At 71.0% G+C, this 16,104-nt stretch carries 14 protein-coding genes; 6 read left to right on the top strand and 8 right to left on the bottom strand.

The genetic code is table 11. The annotated features are described in order from the left end of the window. The first annotated feature begins 51 nt into the window (after nt 1–51). The 3 genes from OG272_RS13475 to OG272_RS13465 all read left to right on the top strand — a co-directional run bounded on the left by OG272_RS13475 (nt 52) and on the right by OG272_RS13465 (nt 3,466). Nucleotides 52–1,287 (top strand): MFS transporter, encoded by a 1,236-nt coding sequence (locus tag OG272_RS13475; protein ID WP_328222834.1) that lies wholly within the window; start codon nt 52–54, stop codon nt 1,285–1,287. A gap of 347 nt (nt 1,288–1,634) precedes the next feature. Next, complete coding sequence (locus OG272_RS13470) at nt 1,635–2,123, top strand: MarR family transcriptional regulator (RefSeq protein ID WP_327730080.1); 489 nt, start codon at nt 1,635–1,637, stop codon at nt 2,121–2,123. Further along, a complete protein-coding gene (locus OG272_RS13465; RefSeq protein WP_405893401.1) occupies nt 2,120–3,466 on the top strand; it encodes an MFS transporter in 1,347 nt (448 codons plus the stop codon). The genes OG272_RS13470 and OG272_RS13465 overlap by 4 nt, the downstream gene beginning before the upstream one ends. Nucleotides 3,467–3,597: 131 nt before the next feature. On the opposite strand, the gene OG272_RS13460 is transcribed toward OG272_RS13465, so the two are convergent. From OG272_RS13460 to OG272_RS13450, 3 genes are all read right to left on the bottom strand, one after another. Beyond that, complete coding sequence (locus tag OG272_RS13460) at nt 3,598–5,352, bottom strand: NAD+ synthase (protein ID WP_326583278.1); 1,755 nt, start codon at nt 5,350–5,352, stop codon at nt 3,598–3,600. A gap of 186 nt (nt 5,353–5,538) precedes the next feature. Beyond that, nucleotides 5,539–6,159, bottom strand: a complete 621-nt coding sequence (locus OG272_RS13455; protein WP_326583279.1) for a DUF305 domain-containing protein — start codon at nt 6,157–6,159, stop codon at nt 5,539–5,541. A gap of 28 nt (nt 6,160–6,187) precedes the next feature. Continuing rightward, nucleotides 6,188–6,853 carry a DUF3105 domain-containing protein gene (locus OG272_RS13450; RefSeq protein WP_328222832.1) on the bottom strand — a complete coding sequence of 222 codons (666 nt, stop codon included), beginning with the start codon at nt 6,851–6,853 and terminating at the stop codon, nt 6,188–6,190. A 459-nt stretch (nt 6,854–7,312) separates the two neighbouring features. Between OG272_RS13450 and OG272_RS13445 the strand changes: the two genes are divergently transcribed. Together OG272_RS13445 and OG272_RS13440 are read left to right on the top strand one after the other, a co-directional pair. Further along, complete coding sequence (locus tag OG272_RS13445) at nt 7,313–8,674, top strand: glutamine synthetase family protein (protein ID WP_326583281.1); 1,362 nt, start codon at nt 7,313–7,315, stop codon at nt 8,672–8,674. 297 nt (nt 8,675–8,971) lie between these two features. Continuing rightward, nucleotides 8,972–9,547, top strand: a complete 576-nt coding sequence (locus OG272_RS13440) for a hypothetical protein (protein WP_327730083.1) — start codon at nt 8,972–8,974, stop codon at nt 9,545–9,547. A 132-nt stretch (nt 9,548–9,679) separates the two neighbouring features. On the opposite strand, the gene OG272_RS13435 is transcribed toward OG272_RS13440, so the two are convergent. The 4 genes from OG272_RS13435 to OG272_RS13420 form a co-directional block, all read right to left on the bottom strand. Beyond that, nucleotides 9,680–10,243 carry a DUF4291 domain-containing protein gene (locus OG272_RS13435; RefSeq protein ID WP_327730084.1) on the bottom strand — a complete coding sequence of 188 codons (564 nt, stop codon included), beginning with the start codon at nt 10,241–10,243 and terminating at the stop codon, nt 9,680–9,682. Nucleotides 10,244–10,400: 157 nt separating this feature from the next. Further along, nucleotides 10,401–10,844 carry a VOC family protein gene (locus OG272_RS13430; protein ID WP_326583284.1) on the bottom strand — a complete coding sequence of 148 codons (444 nt, stop codon included), beginning with the start codon at nt 10,842–10,844 and terminating at the stop codon, nt 10,401–10,403. A 64-nt stretch (nt 10,845–10,908) separates the two neighbouring features. Continuing rightward, complete coding sequence (locus OG272_RS13425; protein ID WP_327730085.1) at nt 10,909–11,424, bottom strand: pyridoxamine 5'-phosphate oxidase family protein; 516 nt, start codon at nt 11,422–11,424, stop codon at nt 10,909–10,911. A 129-nt stretch (nt 11,425–11,553) separates the two neighbouring features. After that, nucleotides 11,554–11,907: a hypothetical protein gene (locus tag OG272_RS13420; RefSeq protein ID WP_405893397.1), complete on the bottom strand. Its 354-nt coding sequence runs from the start codon at nt 11,905–11,907 to the stop codon at nt 11,554–11,556. 294 nt (nt 11,908–12,201) lie between these two features. On the opposite strand from OG272_RS13420, the gene OG272_RS13415 reads away from it, so the two are divergent. Beyond that, nucleotides 12,202–15,213, top strand: a complete 3,012-nt coding sequence (locus OG272_RS13415) for a bifunctional [glutamine synthetase] adenylyltransferase/[glutamine synthetase]-adenylyl-L-tyrosine phosphorylase (protein WP_326583287.1) — start codon at nt 12,202–12,204, stop codon at nt 15,211–15,213. Here OG272_RS13415 and OG272_RS13410 read toward each other — a convergent pair. Further along, entirely contained in the window at nt 15,164–16,090 is a 927-nt protein-coding gene (locus OG272_RS13410; protein WP_405893395.1) for a DMT family transporter, read from the bottom strand. The two genes, OG272_RS13415 and OG272_RS13410, sit on opposite strands and share 50 nt — an antisense overlap. Between the last annotated feature and the right edge of the window lie 14 nt (nt 16,091–16,104).

The raw sequence follows: 16,104 nt of genomic DNA, 5'->3' as shown, positions 1-16,104 counted from the left end.
TCGGATTCCCCTCCCCCTGCCCTCCTGCAGTCTTTGAAAGGTCTCTCCGCCATGCCCTTGGCCCTGCTCGCTCTCGCCGTAGGCGCCTTCGGAATCGGCACGACCGAGTTCGTCATCATGGGCCTCCTCCCCGAGGTCGCCGACGACCTCGGCATCTCGATCCCCGCCGCCGGTCACCTGGTCTCCGCGTACGCGCTGGGCGTCGTCATCGGCGCCCCGCTGCTCGCCGCGGTCACCTCCCGCCTGCCCCGCCGCAAGGTTCTGATCGGGCTGATGGCCCTCTTCGTCGCCGGCAACGCGCTGTCCGCCCTCGCCCCCGACGAGCACTGGCTGCTCGCCGCCCGCTTCCTCAGCGGTCTGCCGCACGGCGCCTTCTTCGGCGTCGGCGCGGTCGTCGCGACCGGCCTCGTGGCGCCGGAGCGCAAGGCCCGCTCGGTCTCGCTGATGTTCCTGGGGCTGACGATCGCCAACGTCGCCGGCGTGCCCGTCGCGACCCTCGTGGGCCAGCACTTCGGCTGGAGGATCACCTTCCTCGGCGTGAGCGCGATCGGACTGGCGGCGATCGCCTCCCTGGCGCTGCTGCTGCCGCACGACCGCGCGGCCGCGCCGACGGCCGGTCTGCGCGGCGAACTGGGCGCCCTGCGCTCACTGCCCGTCTGGCTCGCCCTCGGCACGACCGTCGCCGGCTTCGGCGCGCTCTTCTCCGCCTACAGCTACATCACGCCGATGCTCACGCACTCCGCCGGGTTCGCCGGGACCAGCGTCACCCTGCTGCTCGCGCTGTTCGGCGTGGGCGCGACCATCGGAAACCTGGCCGGCGGCCGCCTTGCCGACCACTCCCTGCGGGGCACCCTCTTCGGCGGCCTGGCATCGCTGATCGTGGTGCTCGCGCTCTTCCCGGTCCTCATGTCCGCCCAGTGGAGCGCGGCCCTGGCCGTCCTCCTCCTCGGCACCGCCGCCTTCGCCACCGGCTCCCCCCTCCAGCTGATGGTCATGGAGAAGGCCGCCACCGCCCCCTCCCTCGCCTCCTCCGCCAACCAGGCCGCCTTCAACCTCGCCAACGCCGGCGGCGCCTGGATCGGCGGCCTCGCCCTGGCAGCCGGCCTCGGCGCCACCGCCCCGGCGGTCGTCGGCGCGGGCCTCGCGGTCGTCGGCCTGGCGGTCGCGGGCGTGGCCTACACGGTCGACACCCGCCGCGCCACCACCGCTCCGCCGCGGACCGGCCAGAGCCGTGGGCGTGTGGTGGCGTCGCATGTACCGGGGGAGTCGGAGACGGTACGGGTCTGAGGCGAGCGACGCCCTTCAGTGCAGCTCCGACACCATGGCGTCGTAACAGCGGGGAGTCCGGGAACGGCAGTACCTCGCCGAACCACTCGTAGCCCCAGGACTCGTGCAGCGCCCGCACCCTCGGGTGGTCCCGCTCGACGGGGAGAGTCACTCGTTCCTCGCGTCGCGGCAGGGTCCGGCCGGCGGAGCCCGCCGTCTGTAGCGATTCGTGGTCCCGGTTATGGGAACAAGTGCTCGCACTCCCACGATTGCCCACCCACTGCGGCGAACGCCGAGGGCCGTTATGCACGGCTGGCTGGAACGGCGTCGGCCGTAGCCATTTGTCACAGCGCTGTTATATTAGCGCTGTGACATTCTCTGACCCCACGGCGGTGCCCGATCCCTGGCAATCGCTGCACGAACTGCTGGCCACCATGGACGCCGAGATCGAGCAGGTCTACGTCGAACGCGGCATCGAAGGGGTGCGGCCGAGATTCGCCTATCCGCTGATCCGGCTCGCCCATACCGGGCCACTGACCATCCGTGAGCTCGCGGAGTCCCTGGGCCGCTCGCACTCCGCGATCAGCCAGACCGTCACCGCCATGCGCAAGGAGGGCCTGGTCACCTCCGAGCCGGGGCCCGACGCCCGCACCCGGCGGATCGAACTGACCGAGCGCGGCCGGTCGCTGGTGCCGTTTCTCGAGGCCGAGTGGCGCGCCACCCACGCGACGGTCGCCGAACTGGACGCGGAGATTCCGTACGCCCTGACCACCGTCGTCGACGAGGTGCGGCGGGCCCTGGAGCACCGGTCGATGACGCAGCGCATCCTCCACCATCTCGTCGAGCCGCCGCGATGAGGTTACGGGTCCGGCTTCTCGACACCCGCCCGCTGCGCGGCAGCCTTCCGTTCCGCAATCTGTGGATCGGCACGTCGGCCGCCCAACTCGGAGGCCAGATGGCAGCCGTGGCGGTGCTGGCTCAGGTCTGGGACCTGACCGGCAGTCCCGTGGGCACCGGAGCCATCGGGTTCGCCACTGGCTTGCCGATCGTGCTGTTCGGGTTACTGGGCGGCACGTTGGCTGACGCCGTGGATCGCCGTGCAGTGGTGTGGGCCACCACCGTGGGTCAACTGCTGGCCGCCGTAGGACTGTGTGCCCAGGCTCTGGCCGACAACCGGAATGTACTGCTGCTACTCGGCCTAGTCGCCGTAGGGGCCGCCTGCAACGCGCTCGGCGCCCCCGCCCGCCGAACCTTCCCGGTCCGGCTGCTCCCGGCCGACCAGGTTGCGGCCGGTCTCGCGCTGACCAACGTCTCATTCCAGATGGCGATGCTGGCCGGGCCCGCGTTGGCCGGGCTGATCATCGCCCGCTGGGACTTCTCCGCCGCCTACGCCGCACAGGCCGTGGCCGTCGCGGTCTCGCTGCTCGGGGTGCTCCGACTCCCGGCCATGACACCTGAGCGCACCGACGCGAAGAGTGCCGGGCGCCGGCCGGAGCGCGGAGGCTGGCGAATCGTCCTGCGCCGCCCGACGCTGTGGGGCTCGATGGCCACCGACCTGGCCGCGACGCTGCTCGCGATGCCCATCGCACTCTTCCCGCTGGTCAACGAGATTCGCTTCGGCGGTGACCCGCAGACCCTCGGCCTGTTCCTCTCGGCCGTCGCGGTCGGAGGGCTCACGGCAGGCCTGCTCTCCGGCACGGTCACCCGCCTGCGCCGCAGCGGCCTTGTCCAGCTGGCCGCGGCCGGCGTCTGGGGCCTGGCGCTGGCCGGCTTCGGCCTGGCCGGGTCGCTGTGGTCGGCACTCGGCTGCCTGGCCGTGGCCGGCGCCGCCGACACCGTGTCCGTGATCACCCGCAGTGCCCTGGTCCAGTTCGAGACCCCGGATGCCTACAGGGGACGGGTCTCCTCCGTGGACCACGTCATCGGCGTAGCGGGCCCCGAAATCGGCAACTTTCGCGGCGGCCTCCTGGCGTCGGCTACCTCGGCCCCCTTCGCCCTGGTCGCCGGGGGCCTCACCGCCACTCTGGTCATCGCCGCCGTGGCTGCGACCAACACCCCTCTCCGCGCCTACCGAACTCCGTCCCCCACACCGCTCACCGCGCCCGAGCCGCCAGCCGTCGAGCAGGCGGCGTCCGAGGCGCCCGTCCCCGGGTCAACCCCGCCCGGCGCTGTCGAGGTTGCGTCGGGCGCTGGGCACTGAGACTTCGCGCATGTGCTCGGCCAGCCCTGCGCGTTCGTCCGGGCAGCCAGGCACGTTTCGCCGGCAGCCCTGCGCGCGGCAAGGTCGGCTCGGCGGGACGGCACCCCACCGAGCCGTGACCCGCGCTGCCGCTACGCCTGCTCCCGCCACCGATTCGTGATCGGCAGTCGGCGGTCCTTGCCGAAGCCCTTCGGCGAGATCTTCGTCCCCGGCGGGTACTGGCGCCGCTTGTACTCCGCGGTGTCGACCATCCGCAGGGTCCTGCTCACCAGCTCCCGGTCGAACCCGGCGGCGACGATCGCGTCGGCACCCTGGTCGCGGTCGACGTAGAGCTCCAGGATCGCGTCCAGGACCGGGTAGTCCGGGAGGGAGTCGGTGTCGACCTGGCCGGGGCGGAGTTCCGCGCTCGGCGGCTTGGAGATGGAGTTCTCCGGGATCGGCGGGGTCTGGCCCCGCTCCTCCGCCGCCCGGTTGCGCCACTCGGCGAGCCGGAAGATCGACGTCTTGTACACGTCCTTGATGGGGCCGTACGCGCCCACCGAGTCGCCGTACAGCGTCGAATACCCCACCGCCAGCTCCGACTTGTTGCCGGGCGCCAGCACGATGTGGCCCTCCTGGTTGGAGATCGCCATCAGCAGCGTGCCGCGCAGACGTGACTGGAGGTTCTCCTCGGCCAGGCCCGTCAGCTCCGTCGACGCCATGTACGCGTCGAACATCGGCGCGATCGAGATCGTGCGGAAGTTGAGGCCCGTCCGGCGTGCCAGCTCCGCCGCGTCGCCCTTGGAGTGGTCCGACGAGTACTTCGACGGCATGGACACGCCGTACACGTTCTGCGCGCCCAGCGCGTCGCACGCGATGGCCGCGACGAGCGCCGAGTCGATACCGCCGGAGAGGCCGATCAGGACGGACTGGAAGCCGTTCTTCGCCGCGTACGCCCGCAGGCCGACGACCAGCGCCGAGTAGACCTCCTCGTCGTCGTCGAGGCGCTCCGCGTACCCGCCGGTCAGCTCGGGCTCGTACGCGGGCAGTGGCTCCTCGGAGATCACGAGCCGGTCGACGCGCAGCCCGTCGTCGACGACACCGGTCACGGGGGCGGCGGCCGCCGTCGGGAGGTCGAGGTCGAGGACCACGCACCCCTCCGCGAACTGCGGCGCCCGCGCGACCACTTCGCCGTGCTTGTCGACGACGATCGAGTCGCCGTCGAAGACCAGCTCGTCCTGCCCGCCGATCATCGCCAGATACGCGGTCGTGCAGCCGGCCTCCTGGGCGCGCTTGCGGACCAGTTCCAGGCGGGTGTCGTCCTTGTCGCGCTCGTACGGCGAGGCGTTGATGGAGAGCAGCAGCCCCGCCCCGGCGGACCGGGCCGCCGGGACGCGGCCGCCGTCCTGCCAGAGGTCCTCGCAGATGGCGAGGGCGATGTCGACGCCGTGCAGCCGCACGACCGGCATGGTGTCGCCGGGCACGAAGTAGCGGAACTCGTCGAACACGCCGTAGTTGGGGAGGTGGTGCTTGGCGTAGGTGAGCGCCACCTCGCCCCGGTACAGCACCGCGCCCGCGTTCCGCGGGGCCCCCGCCGGCTGGCCGTACTTCGGCGCGGCGGACTCGGTGCGGTCGAGGTAGCCGAGGATCACCGGCAGCTCCCCGAAGCCCTCGTCGGCGAGCCGCGCGGCGAGCGCCTTCAGCGCGGAGCGGGAGGCCTCCACGAAGGACTGGCGCAGCGCCAGGTCCTCGACGGGGTACCCGGTCAGCACCATCTCCGGGAACGCCACCAGATGCGCTCCCTGCTCGGCGGAGTGCCGGGTCCAGCGGACCACCGCCTCGGCGTTCCCGGCGAGATCGCCGACCGTCGAGTCGATCTGATTCAAAGCGAGACGAAGTTGAGGCACGGGGCCAGTGTAATCGTCAGAGCGACGCAATGGGGTGTGGGGCGCCCCACGTTTGGAGCGAGGGGCATGGCTGGGCCGAGAGGCCCACCGGCGAACGCGGGAAGCCCCAGGGCCGCATGCGCGAGGGAATCGCGGCACACGCCCCTGGGCGGGCCTCAGAGGTGACGGATCACGCCGGGAGGTGGACTACCGCGGCGCGGCCCCACGTTCCTTGAGCATCCCCGTCATCAACGAGATCTCGGACTCCTGGGCGTTGACCATGCCCTGGGCGAGCTTCTTCTCCACGCCGACCGTGCACTGGGAGACACAGCCCTCCGCCATGTGGACGCCGCCCTTGTGATGGTCGGTCATCAACTGGAGGAAGAAGATCTCGGCCTGCTTGCCGTTGAGCTTGCCGAGCTTCTCCATCTCGGCGTTGGTGGCCATGCCCGGCATCAGCGAACCGTCCTCGCCGGAGGCCATGTCGCCCATGCCCATCCAAGCCATCGGCTCCTGCGACGACACCTTCGGCAGGCCCCACAGATCGAGCCAGCCGATCATCATGCCGCGCTGGTTGGCCTGCGTCTGCGCGATGTCGTACGCGAGCCGCCGGACCTCCTCGTCGTCCGTCCGGTCGCGCACGATGTACGACATCTCGACGGCCTGCTGGTGATGGACGGCCATGTCCCGGGCGAACCCCGCGTCGGCGGAGTCGGCGGCGGGGGCCTTCAGTCCGGGCTCGTCGCCGTCGGCGACCGCGTACGTGATCGCCCCGGCCGCGACGAGTACCACCGCGGCCCCGGAGGCGATCCAACCGATGTGCTTCATACGTCCCACTGTGCCAGTGCCGCCGTCGTCAGGAGACGCCGTTGGTGCACGCTGCACCCGGCTCGGGCGTCTGCTCGCCCTGGACGTACGTCTCCAAGAACTTGCCGACGTTCGGGTCGGTCGCGCTCGTCACCGTGCGCTGGTGGCCCCACGCGCTGAGCATGATCGGGTCCTTCTGGTCGTCGACCGGGCTCATCAGCGTGTACGGGGTCTTCTTGACCTTCTCCGCGAGGGCCTTTACGTCGGCGTCGGAGGCCTTGCTGTTGTACGTCACCCACACCGCGCCGTGCTCCAGCGAGTGCACGGCGTTCTCGTTCTTGATCGCGTTGTCGTAGACGTCGCCGTTGCAGTTCTGCCAGACCGGGTTGTGGTCGCCGCCCACCGGCGGCTCCATCGGGTACGTCACGGACTTGGTGACGTGGTTCTGGGTGAGCTTGGTGCTCCAGGTCTTGACCCCGTCCGACCCGGTCTTCCACTTGCCCGTGGACTTGGAGTCGCTCGCGGTGCTGCTGCTGTCGCTGTCGTCGGACTGCGAGCGGATCAGGACCGTCCCGCCCACGACGAGGCCGGCGACTATCAGCACGCTGGCGCCGATCGTGAGGATCCGGGTCCGGCGCTCGCGGGAGCGCTCGGCACGGCGCATCGCCTCGATGCGCGCCTTGCGGTCCCCGCTGCTGTTGGTCTTGGCGGCCATGGGATGTGTCCTTAGTGGGGGATGGGTCGGATGGGACGGTCGGATCAGCTGATCGTAAGTTGATCCGCTCCCTCTCGTAAACGAGGGATCCCGCCTCCCATGCTGCCCCCCGGCCACGGGCGCCGCCCCGGTTTCGGGGCCGGTGTGACGGACCCCGACGGACGCCGACGGCCGTCGGACCACGCGGAGTGACGGAAGTCGGTCGACTCCGGCGTTACGGATGTCGGCGCGAGCAGGCAAGATGGGCGGCAGAGCGGTTGAGCGGCGGAGCGAGCGGTCCACCTGCGGAGCGGGTGGTCCATCTGCCGTATGCCGGGCGTTCGACTGGAGGTCGGTTTGCCGATCAAGGTGCGCAACGCGCATGAAATGGTGTTGTGGTGGGATGCTCAGGTGCCCGACCGCCTCCCGCAGCCCGGGAGCAAGGCGGCCTGACCAGCAAGGAATGGGTGGAAGCGGAAGATGGACAAGCAGCAGGAGTTCGTGCTCCGTACGTTGGAGGAGCGCGACATCCGTTTCGTACGCCTGTGGTTCACGGACGTGCTGGGCTTCCTGAAGTCCGTCGCCGTGGCCCCCGCCGAGCTGGAACAGGCGTTTGACGAGGGCATCGGCTTCGACGGCTCGGCCATCGAGGGCTTCGCCCGGGTGTACGAATCCGACATGATCGCCAAGCCGGACCCGTCGACCTTCCAGGTCCTGCCCTGGCGCGCCGAGGCCCCCGGCACCGCCCGGATGTTCTGCGACATCCTCATGCCGGACGGCTCCCCGTCCTTCGCGGACCCGCGCTACGTCCTCAAGCGTGCCCTGGCCAAGACCTCCGACCTGGGCTTCACCTTCTACACCCACCCCGAGATCGAGTTCTTCCTCCTGAAGGACAAGCCGACGGACGGCTCCCGCCCGACCCCGGCGGACAACTCCGGCTACTTCGACCACACCCCCCAGAACGTCGGCATGGACTTCCGCCGCCAGGCGATCACCATGCTGGAGTCCATGGGCATCTCGGTCGAGTTCTCCCACCACGAGGGCGCCCCGGGCCAGCAGGAGATCGACCTCCGCTACGCCGACGCGCTCTCCACGGCGGACAACATCATGACGTTCCGCCTGGTCATGAAGCAGGTGGCGCTGGAGCAGGGCGTCCAGGCGACGTTCATGCCGAAGCCGTTCAGCGAGCACCCCGGCTCGGGCATGCACACGCACCTCTCCCTCTTCGAGGGCGACCGGAACGCGTTCTACGAGTCGGGCGCGGAGTACCAGCTCTCGAAGGTCGGCCGTTCCTTCATCGCGGGCCTGCTGAAGCACGCCGCGGAGATCGCCGCCGTGACCAACCAGTGGGTCAACTCCTACAAGCGCATCTGGGGCGGCTCCGAGCGCACCGCCGGCGCCGGCGGCGAGGCCCCCTCGTACATCTGCTGGGGCCACAACAACCGCTCCGCCCTGGTCCGCGTCCCCATGTACAAGCCCGGCAAGACGGGCTCGGCACGGGTCGAGGTCCGCTCCCTGGACTCCGGCGCGAACCCCTACCTGGCCTACGCGATGCTCCTGGCCGCCGGCCTCAAGGGCATCGAGGAGGGCTACGAACTCCCGCCGGGCGCCGAGGACGACGTCTGGGCCCTCTCTGACGCGGAACGCCGCGCGATGGGCATCGAGCCCCTCCCGCAGAACCTCGGCGAGGCCCTGACCCTCATGGAGCGCAGCGACCTCGTCGCCGAAACCCTCGGCGAGCACGTCTTCGACTTCTTCCTGCGCAACAAGCGCCAGGAGTGGGAGGAGTACCGCTCCGAGGTGACCGCCTTCGAGCTGCGGAAGAACCTGCCGGTGCTGTAGGGGCAGGTCAGAGCGCTGTGCCGCCAGAACGACACGTGGGGCCGACGGCTGTGAGCCGTCGGCCCCACGGCGTGTCACGGGCTCTGGGCCGTCTGTGGGTCCGCCGTCCGCCGGTCCGTCCGCTCCCTGTTCACCGGGCGTGACGCGCTGGATCATTGGTCCCGAGTGAGGGCGGAGCTTGGGGGATGAGTGGACGTGTCACCGTGGGATCAGCGAAGAGTCTCCACGAGTCGCGGCACCTTTCTTCTGCCACGGCTGCTTCTGGGCGTCGTATGCGTCGACCTTGTCTGGGAGACGGTGAAGTCCAATCTGGACAAGGGTGTGCGCGCCGAGTGGCCGTGGCGCTTCACCCTGCTCGAATCCTCGACCTGTGCGGCCGTCGTCGCCCTGCTCGTCGGCGTCATGGTGACGCGCACCCAGCTGTCCCTCACCATGCATCCCGTGCTCAGTTGGGCAGCCGGAAAAGGGGGGAGCGACGCGCTCACGGAATCGCAGCGAACCGTCCGGGTCGTCAATGGGGGTGGTGGCCGCTCTGTGGTGCGGAGCGTGCTCTACCGCATCGAGGTTAACCAAGTGCAGCCGAGCGCGAGGAACGTCCCCGCCGACTGGATTTCCTGGCATGAGGCCGTCGACGTCCTGAACGGAATCGGCCTCACCTGGAACCAGGACTATTTCCTTCAGCACATCGGCTCGGGTGCGTCCTTACCCATGGCCACTGATGCGCGAAACGGCATGGAAGTGCTGGCCTTGGGGCCCGACGCCGCGGGACGCCTGTCCAGGCTCGACGTTCGTATACAGGTCGTCGACGTCCTGGGGGACGTCTATGAGCGCGATCTGCAATGCGTACGACCGGCGCCCGCAGCCGGGCGATGAGAGATGGGGAGCCCCACCTGGGGCTCCCCTTCCGTTTGCCGGCGGTTCGCGGGGCCGCCCCGGGCGTCGACCGCGCTATCCGTTCCTCCGTTCCTGGACGACTGCGGGTGTCACCGGTCCCGGGCGGGTGGCTCATCGCGCAGTGCGTAGGCAGTCCAGTGCCGGGGGCAATGGGTAGACGCGCTCGGCGGGGAACAGGCGCTGGGCCCTGTCGGTCCGGCCGGTCCGCATCAGTTCCGCGGCCTTGCGGACGTGGGGGGTGAGGTCGGTGAGGCCGACGGTCCAGTCGTCGGTGAAGGTCCGGATCAGGTGGCGGCCGATGCCGACCTGGATGCTGTAGTGGTTCAGCGCGGCCCCGCGCGCCGAGCGCTCCGGGTCCCACTGGACGTGGACGGCGGCCCGGGCCACGGCCGCCGGGTCCGCCGTCGTCAGCACGGCCTGCGACAGCGCCTCCTCCCAGCCCTCCCGAGTGATCCGCACCGCCAGCACCCGCTCCTGGCCGGGCTTGCGGGCCCAGTTGCTGCGGTGCATCAACCACAGGAACGACGGCTTGATCCACGTCATCCGACGGAACGAGAACGGCTCGACGAAGCGGCCGGCCCGCAGCGCCGAGTCGGCGATGGCAGGCGGGTACGCCTGATAGACCACGATCGTGCGAGCGTCGTAGTCGGCACGGATCTCGTACTGGGGCGCCATGCACGGCACCCTGCCAGCCGCTGCGCGGGGGTCGCGAGCCGATTATCTCGCCGACGGCCCCAGACCGGCCCGCTCCTACCCGTAGTCCGGACGGACTACGGGTACTCCGGACTACGGGTACTACGTGCTGCTGCTTGCCACTGCTGCCTGCTACCGCCTACCGCTGCTTCGCCAGGTCCGCCAGGACCTGGTGCAGCGGCTCCGCGACCCTGCGCCGGTACTCCTGGATCGCCCAGCCGTTGCCGTCCGGGTCCTTGAAGTACATGAAGGTGGCGCCGTCGTCGGGGGCGTACTGGACGGGTTCGGAGACGTCGAGGCCGCGTTCGAGGAGTTCGGCGTGGGCGGCCTTGATGTCGGCGACGCAGAGCTGGAGGCCCTGGTACGAGCCGGGGGCCGGCTTGGGGCCCTGGGCCATGTCCCAGATGGCGTCACCCAGGGCGACCGAACAGCCGGAGCCCGGGGGAGTCAGCTGGACGATCCGCATGCCCGGCATGACCTCCTGGTCGATGTCGACATGGAAGCCGACCTTGTCCCGGTAGAAGTCCCGGGCCCGGTCGATGTCGCTCACGGGCAGCGGAATCACTTCGAGCGTGTACTGCATCCCTGGTCCTCCAGGTCGCCGTTGACGGGAGTGCCTGTGCACCACGTCGTATCGCTTGTCCGGATCAGCCGAACCGCCACCGCGTCTGGCTGAACGGCTCCCCCTTACCGAAGCCGAAAACCGTGCCTGGCGCCACCGAGAACACGAAAGCCCGCCCCGCACCGTGCTGAAAACACCCGTCCCGCACCTCGAAGTGCCAGAAACTGCCGTACTTCGCCTCCCACGCGGCGGCCAGTTCCCGTAGCCGACCGTCATCCGACACGCGTACGGCCTCTCCCTCCACCACCAGGTCGTAGCCCCTGTCCCAGGTGTTCGTGCCGGTCGTCAGCACGACCTGCGGGTTCGCCGCGAGGTTCTTCGCCTTCCGCTCATCAGGTCCCGTACAGAAGTGCAGCGCCCCCTCCGACCACACCGCGGGCAACGGCGTCACATGCGGCCGCCCGTCCGGCCGCACCGTCGAGATCCAGAACAGCTCGGCGTCGGACAGCCGCGCCTCGGCCTCCGGCCAGGGGATCGCGTCGGCGGCCGGATCGCTGTAGCGGGGGTCGAGCCGGGTCTGCGGGGAACTGGTGTTCGCCATGGGGTGTCACTTCCTGTCAGCGGTTATCGGTACCTGTTGTGCGTCACGTCTCACCTGTCGTCACAGGGCAGACTCCGCAGGGCCCGGAAACTCATCCCACCGTTCCTCGGTGAGCTCCGCACGCCGAGGTCATCCGGTCTTCGCGCCGCCGAGAAGCCGATCCAGCACGGCCACGCCCACAGGCAGCGCCACGACATAGCCGACGACGAGACCGATGCCCGGGTCGGCCGCTGCGGGCAGGGCCCAGTTCGTCGCCGCGGCCACGAGCGGGGTCACCGCTGCCGGCGCCAGGAGGGCGGAGACGACGGCGCGCCGCCGCGGTGGGCGCCCCGCGCGATACAGCTCGGCCGCGGGCCCCGACGCGGTGATGCCCGTCATGAGCGCGACCAGACCGGGATCGGGCAGCCACCCGAACGGCCATCCCGCCAGGGCGACGAGCCCGGAGAAGGCGAGCCCGACGAGTTCCAGCTGAACGGTGGTCACCACCGGCTCCGCCGACACCGCCTCCGCCCAGGTGCGGCGTCGTATCGGGTCGGTCCCGTTGTCCTCCTCGGCGGAGTGGTCGTGGACACGGCAAGTGCGGTCCCGTCGGACGGCGGCACTGGTACGCCCACCACCGGCCCCGGCACGGAACCCGCCCCGGCTGACCGGCGCTTCTCCCAGGCACTCCGGCTAGGCTCATGCCCGTACGACCTTGATCGCCCGTGCGGCCTCGACCGGTGGAGTCGGGCGATCGGGTGAGTGGATGAGCGGGCTCGATCCGACGGGAGGCCTGGGATGACGGCGCCGGGGCGCAGGAGCAGCACCTTTTCGCGACTGCTGCGGCACGGTTTCACCGATCCCAGCGCCGCCGAGCGGCTGCTGGACAGTGCCGAGCTGTCGGGCGTGCGGAACGATCCGGTGCTGCTGGACGCGCTGGGGGCGACCGCCGATCCGAACCTCGCCCTGCTGGGCCTCGTACGGCTGCTGGAGGCGCAGCCGGACCGTACGGCCCGGCAGGCGGTGCTGGACACGTTGATAGCGGCCAAGCCGCTGCGGGACCGGCTGCTGGGGGTGCTCGGCGCGTCCGCCGCGCTCGGCGACCATCTGGCCCGGCACGCGCAGGACTGGCAGGCGCTCGTGACGTACGAGGCGCAGGACCTGCATCCGGGCGTCGAGGAGTTCGAGCGGGGGCTCGCGGAGGCCACCGACCCCGTCTCGCTGCGCGTCGCGTACCGCCGCTGTCTGCTCTCCATCGCCGCCCGTGACGTCTGCGGGACGACCGACGTCGCCCAGGCCGCGGCAGAACTCGCCGACCTCGCCACCGCCACGCTCCGCGCCGCCCTCGCGATCGCTCGTGCCGCCGCGCCGGAGGACGCGGCGCTGTGCCGGCTCTCGGTGATCGCGATGGGCAAGTGCGGCGGCCACGAGCTGAACTACGTCTCCGACGTCGACGTCATCTTCGTCGGGGAGACCGCGGACGGCGCCGACGAGCAGAAGGCGATCCGGGCCGCCACCCGTCTCGCCTCGCACATGATGCGGATCTGCTCCGAGACGACGGTCGAGGGCAGCATCTGGCCCGTCGACGCGAATCTGCGGCCGGAGGGGCGCAACGGCCCGCTCGTCCGCACGCTCAGCAGTCACCTCGCGTACTACCAGCGGTGGGCGAAGACCTGGGAGTTCCAGGCGCTGCTCAAGGCCCGGCCGGTCGCGGGGGACCTCGATCTCGGCGAGGAGTACGTCGCCGCGCTCGAACCGCTCGTCTGGAAGGCGGCCGAGCGGGAGAACTTCGTCCCCGACGTGCAGCGCATGCGGCGCCGGGTCGTGGAGAACATCCCGGCCTCCGAGGTCGACCGTCAACTCAAGCTCGGGCCGGGTGGGTTGAGGGACGTCGAGTTCGCCGTGCAACTGCTTCAGCTGGTGCACGGGCGCGGCGACACCTCGCTGCGCAGCGGGACCACGCTCGACGCGCTGGGCGCGCTCGCCGCCGGCGGGTACGTGGGACGGACGGACGCGGCCCAACTCGACGCCGCGTACCGCTTCCTGCGGTCCATGGAACACCGCATCCAGCTCTACCGCCTGCGCCGCACCCACCTCGTGCCCGAGGACGACAACGACCTGCGGCGCATCGGCCGTTCACTCGGGCTGCGCACCGATCCGGTCGCCGAGCTGAACCGCGAGTGGCGCCGCCACGCGGCGGTCGTACGGCGTCTGCACGAGAAGCTCTTCTACCGCCCGCTCCTCGACGCGGCCGCCCAACTCGCCCCCGGTGAAACCAGGTTGAGCGCCGACGCGGCCCGCGAGCGCCTCGTCGCCCTCGGCTACGCGGATCCGGCCGCCGCCCTCCGTCACCTGGAGGCCCTGGCCTCCGGTGTCTCGCGCAAGGCGGCCATCCAACGCACCCTTCTGCCCGTCCTGTTGGGCTGGTTCGCGGACTCCGCCAACCCCGACGCCGGACTCCTCAACTTCCGCAAGGTCTCGGACGCCCTCGGCAAAACCCCTTGGTACCTACGGCTGTTGCGTGACGAAGGCGCCGCCGCGGAGAACCTGGCGCGCGTGCTCTCCGCCGGGCGCCTGGCCCCCGACCTCCTCATGCGCGCCCCCGAGGCCGTCTCCCTCCTCGGCGACGGGGACGGTGTCGCCGGTGGCGCCGGAGGGCTCGAACCCCGCGAACGCGCCCACCTGGAACAGGAGATCCTCGCCGCCGTGGGCCGCGCCGACGGCGCCCAGCAGGCCGTCACGGCCGCGCGTGGCGTCCGCCGCCGCGAACTCTTCCGTACGGCCGCCATGGACATCGTCGGTTCGTACGGCACCGAGGCGTCCCCGGTGACCGCCGACCAGGGCGCCCTCGTCGACCTGGTGGGCGGCGCGGTCTCCGACCTCACGGCCGCGACCCTCGCGGGCACCCTGCGGGCCGTGGTCCGCGACCGGTGGGGCGACACCCTCCCCACCCGCTTCGCCGTCATCGGCATGGGCCGCTTCGGCGGCCACGAACTGGGCTACGGCTCCGACGCCGACGTCCTGTTCGTGCACGAGCCGAGGGAGGGCGCCGACGAACAGGAGTCGGCCCGCGCCGCGAACGCGGTCGTCTCCGAGATGCGCCGCCTGCTCCAGATCCCGAGCGCCGACCCGCCCCTCCTCATCGACGCGGACCTCCGGCCCGAGGGCAAGTCCGGGCCCCTCGTACGGACGCTGAAGTCGTACGAGGCCTACTACCGCCGCTGGTCCCTGGGATGGGAGTCGCAGGCCCTGCTGCGCGCCGAACCCGTCGCCGGGGACGATGAGTTGGGCCGCCGTTTCATCGACCTCATCGATCCGCTCCGCTATCCGGCGGACGGACTCGGCGACGACGCCGTACGCGAGATCCGGCGCCTGAAGGCCCGTATGGAGTCGGAGCGCATGCCACGCGGCGCCGACCCGACCCTCCACACCAAGCTCGGACGCGGCGGGCTGTCCGATGTCGAATGGACCGTCCAGCTCTTCCAACTCCGGCACGGCTGGCGCGAGTCGGGCCTCCGCACGACCCGCACCCGCGAGGCCCTGGCCGCGGCGCACGCGGCCGACCTGGTGAGCGCGGAGAACGCGGCCATACTGGACGAGGCCTGGGTCCTGGCCACCCGCGTACGCAACGCCGTGATGCTCGTACGAGGCCGGGCCGGCGACACGTTCCCCTCCGACGGCCGCGAACTCGCCGCCGTGGGCCGGTACTTGGGGTACGGCCCCGGACATGTGGGCGACATGCTCGACGACTACCGCCGGATCACCCGGCGGGCTCGGGGTGTGGTGGAGGAGTTGTTCTACGGGGCGTGAGGCACTTCGCCGCCCGCCGGGGGCGGGTCAGCGCCACGCCCGCCAGGACCACGACCATCCCCGCGATCACCCGGGGCCCGACCCGTTCGTCGAGGAACAGCGAACCCAGGGCGACCGACACGACCGGCAGCAGATAGCCGACCGTCGCCGCGCTCGTCGCCCCCTCGTCCGCGATCAGGCGGTAGTTGAGGTAGAAGGTCACCCCTGTTCCGAAGATCCCCAGGACGGTCACCGCGATCAGCGCGGTCAGGTCCGCTCCGGTCCCGCCGGAGTCCCCGGCGGGCAGCGCCAGGCCCGCCCACCCCGTCGCCGTGAGAAGCTGCGCGGCGGAGACCGCGAGCGGAGCGTCGCGCCCCGTCAGATGCCGGCCCATGTACGCGAAGGCCACCGCATAGCTGACGGCGGCCCCGAGCAGGGCGAGCGCACCCCCGGTCATCAGTCCCGCCCGCTGCCAGGGCGCGAAGATCAGCAGGACTCCGGTGAAGCCGAGCAGCAGGCCGGTGAGGCGCGCGGGGGAGAGGGGGCGGTCGGTGCCGAGGAGGAGGCCGAGGAGGAGGGCCCACAGGGGGGTCGTCGCGTTGAGGACACCCGCCGTGCCCGAGTCGACGGTCTGCTCGCCGATGCTGAAGAGCGCGAAGGGCAGGGCGTTGCAGAAGAAGGCCGCCACCAGCAGATGGCCCCAGGTCCGCCGGTCGCGTGGCAGGCGCTGACGCGCGGCGAGGGCCAGGGCCAGCAGCACCCCGGCGCCCAGAGCGCACCGGGCGACCGTGATCTGGAGCGGCGACAGGCCGTGGTTGAGGGCGAGCTTGATCCAGAGGAAGCCGGAGCCCCAGAGGAGGGCGAGGACGGCCATGCGAAGGGTGGACGCGAGAGGCATGCGCTCCACGGTCC

The organism is Streptomyces sp. NBC_00104 (assembly GCF_045160825.1).
Taxonomy (GTDB): Bacteria; Actinomycetota; Actinomycetes; order Streptomycetales; family Streptomycetaceae; genus Streptomyces.
This window is presented reverse-complemented; position numbering and strand designations above follow the sequence as displayed.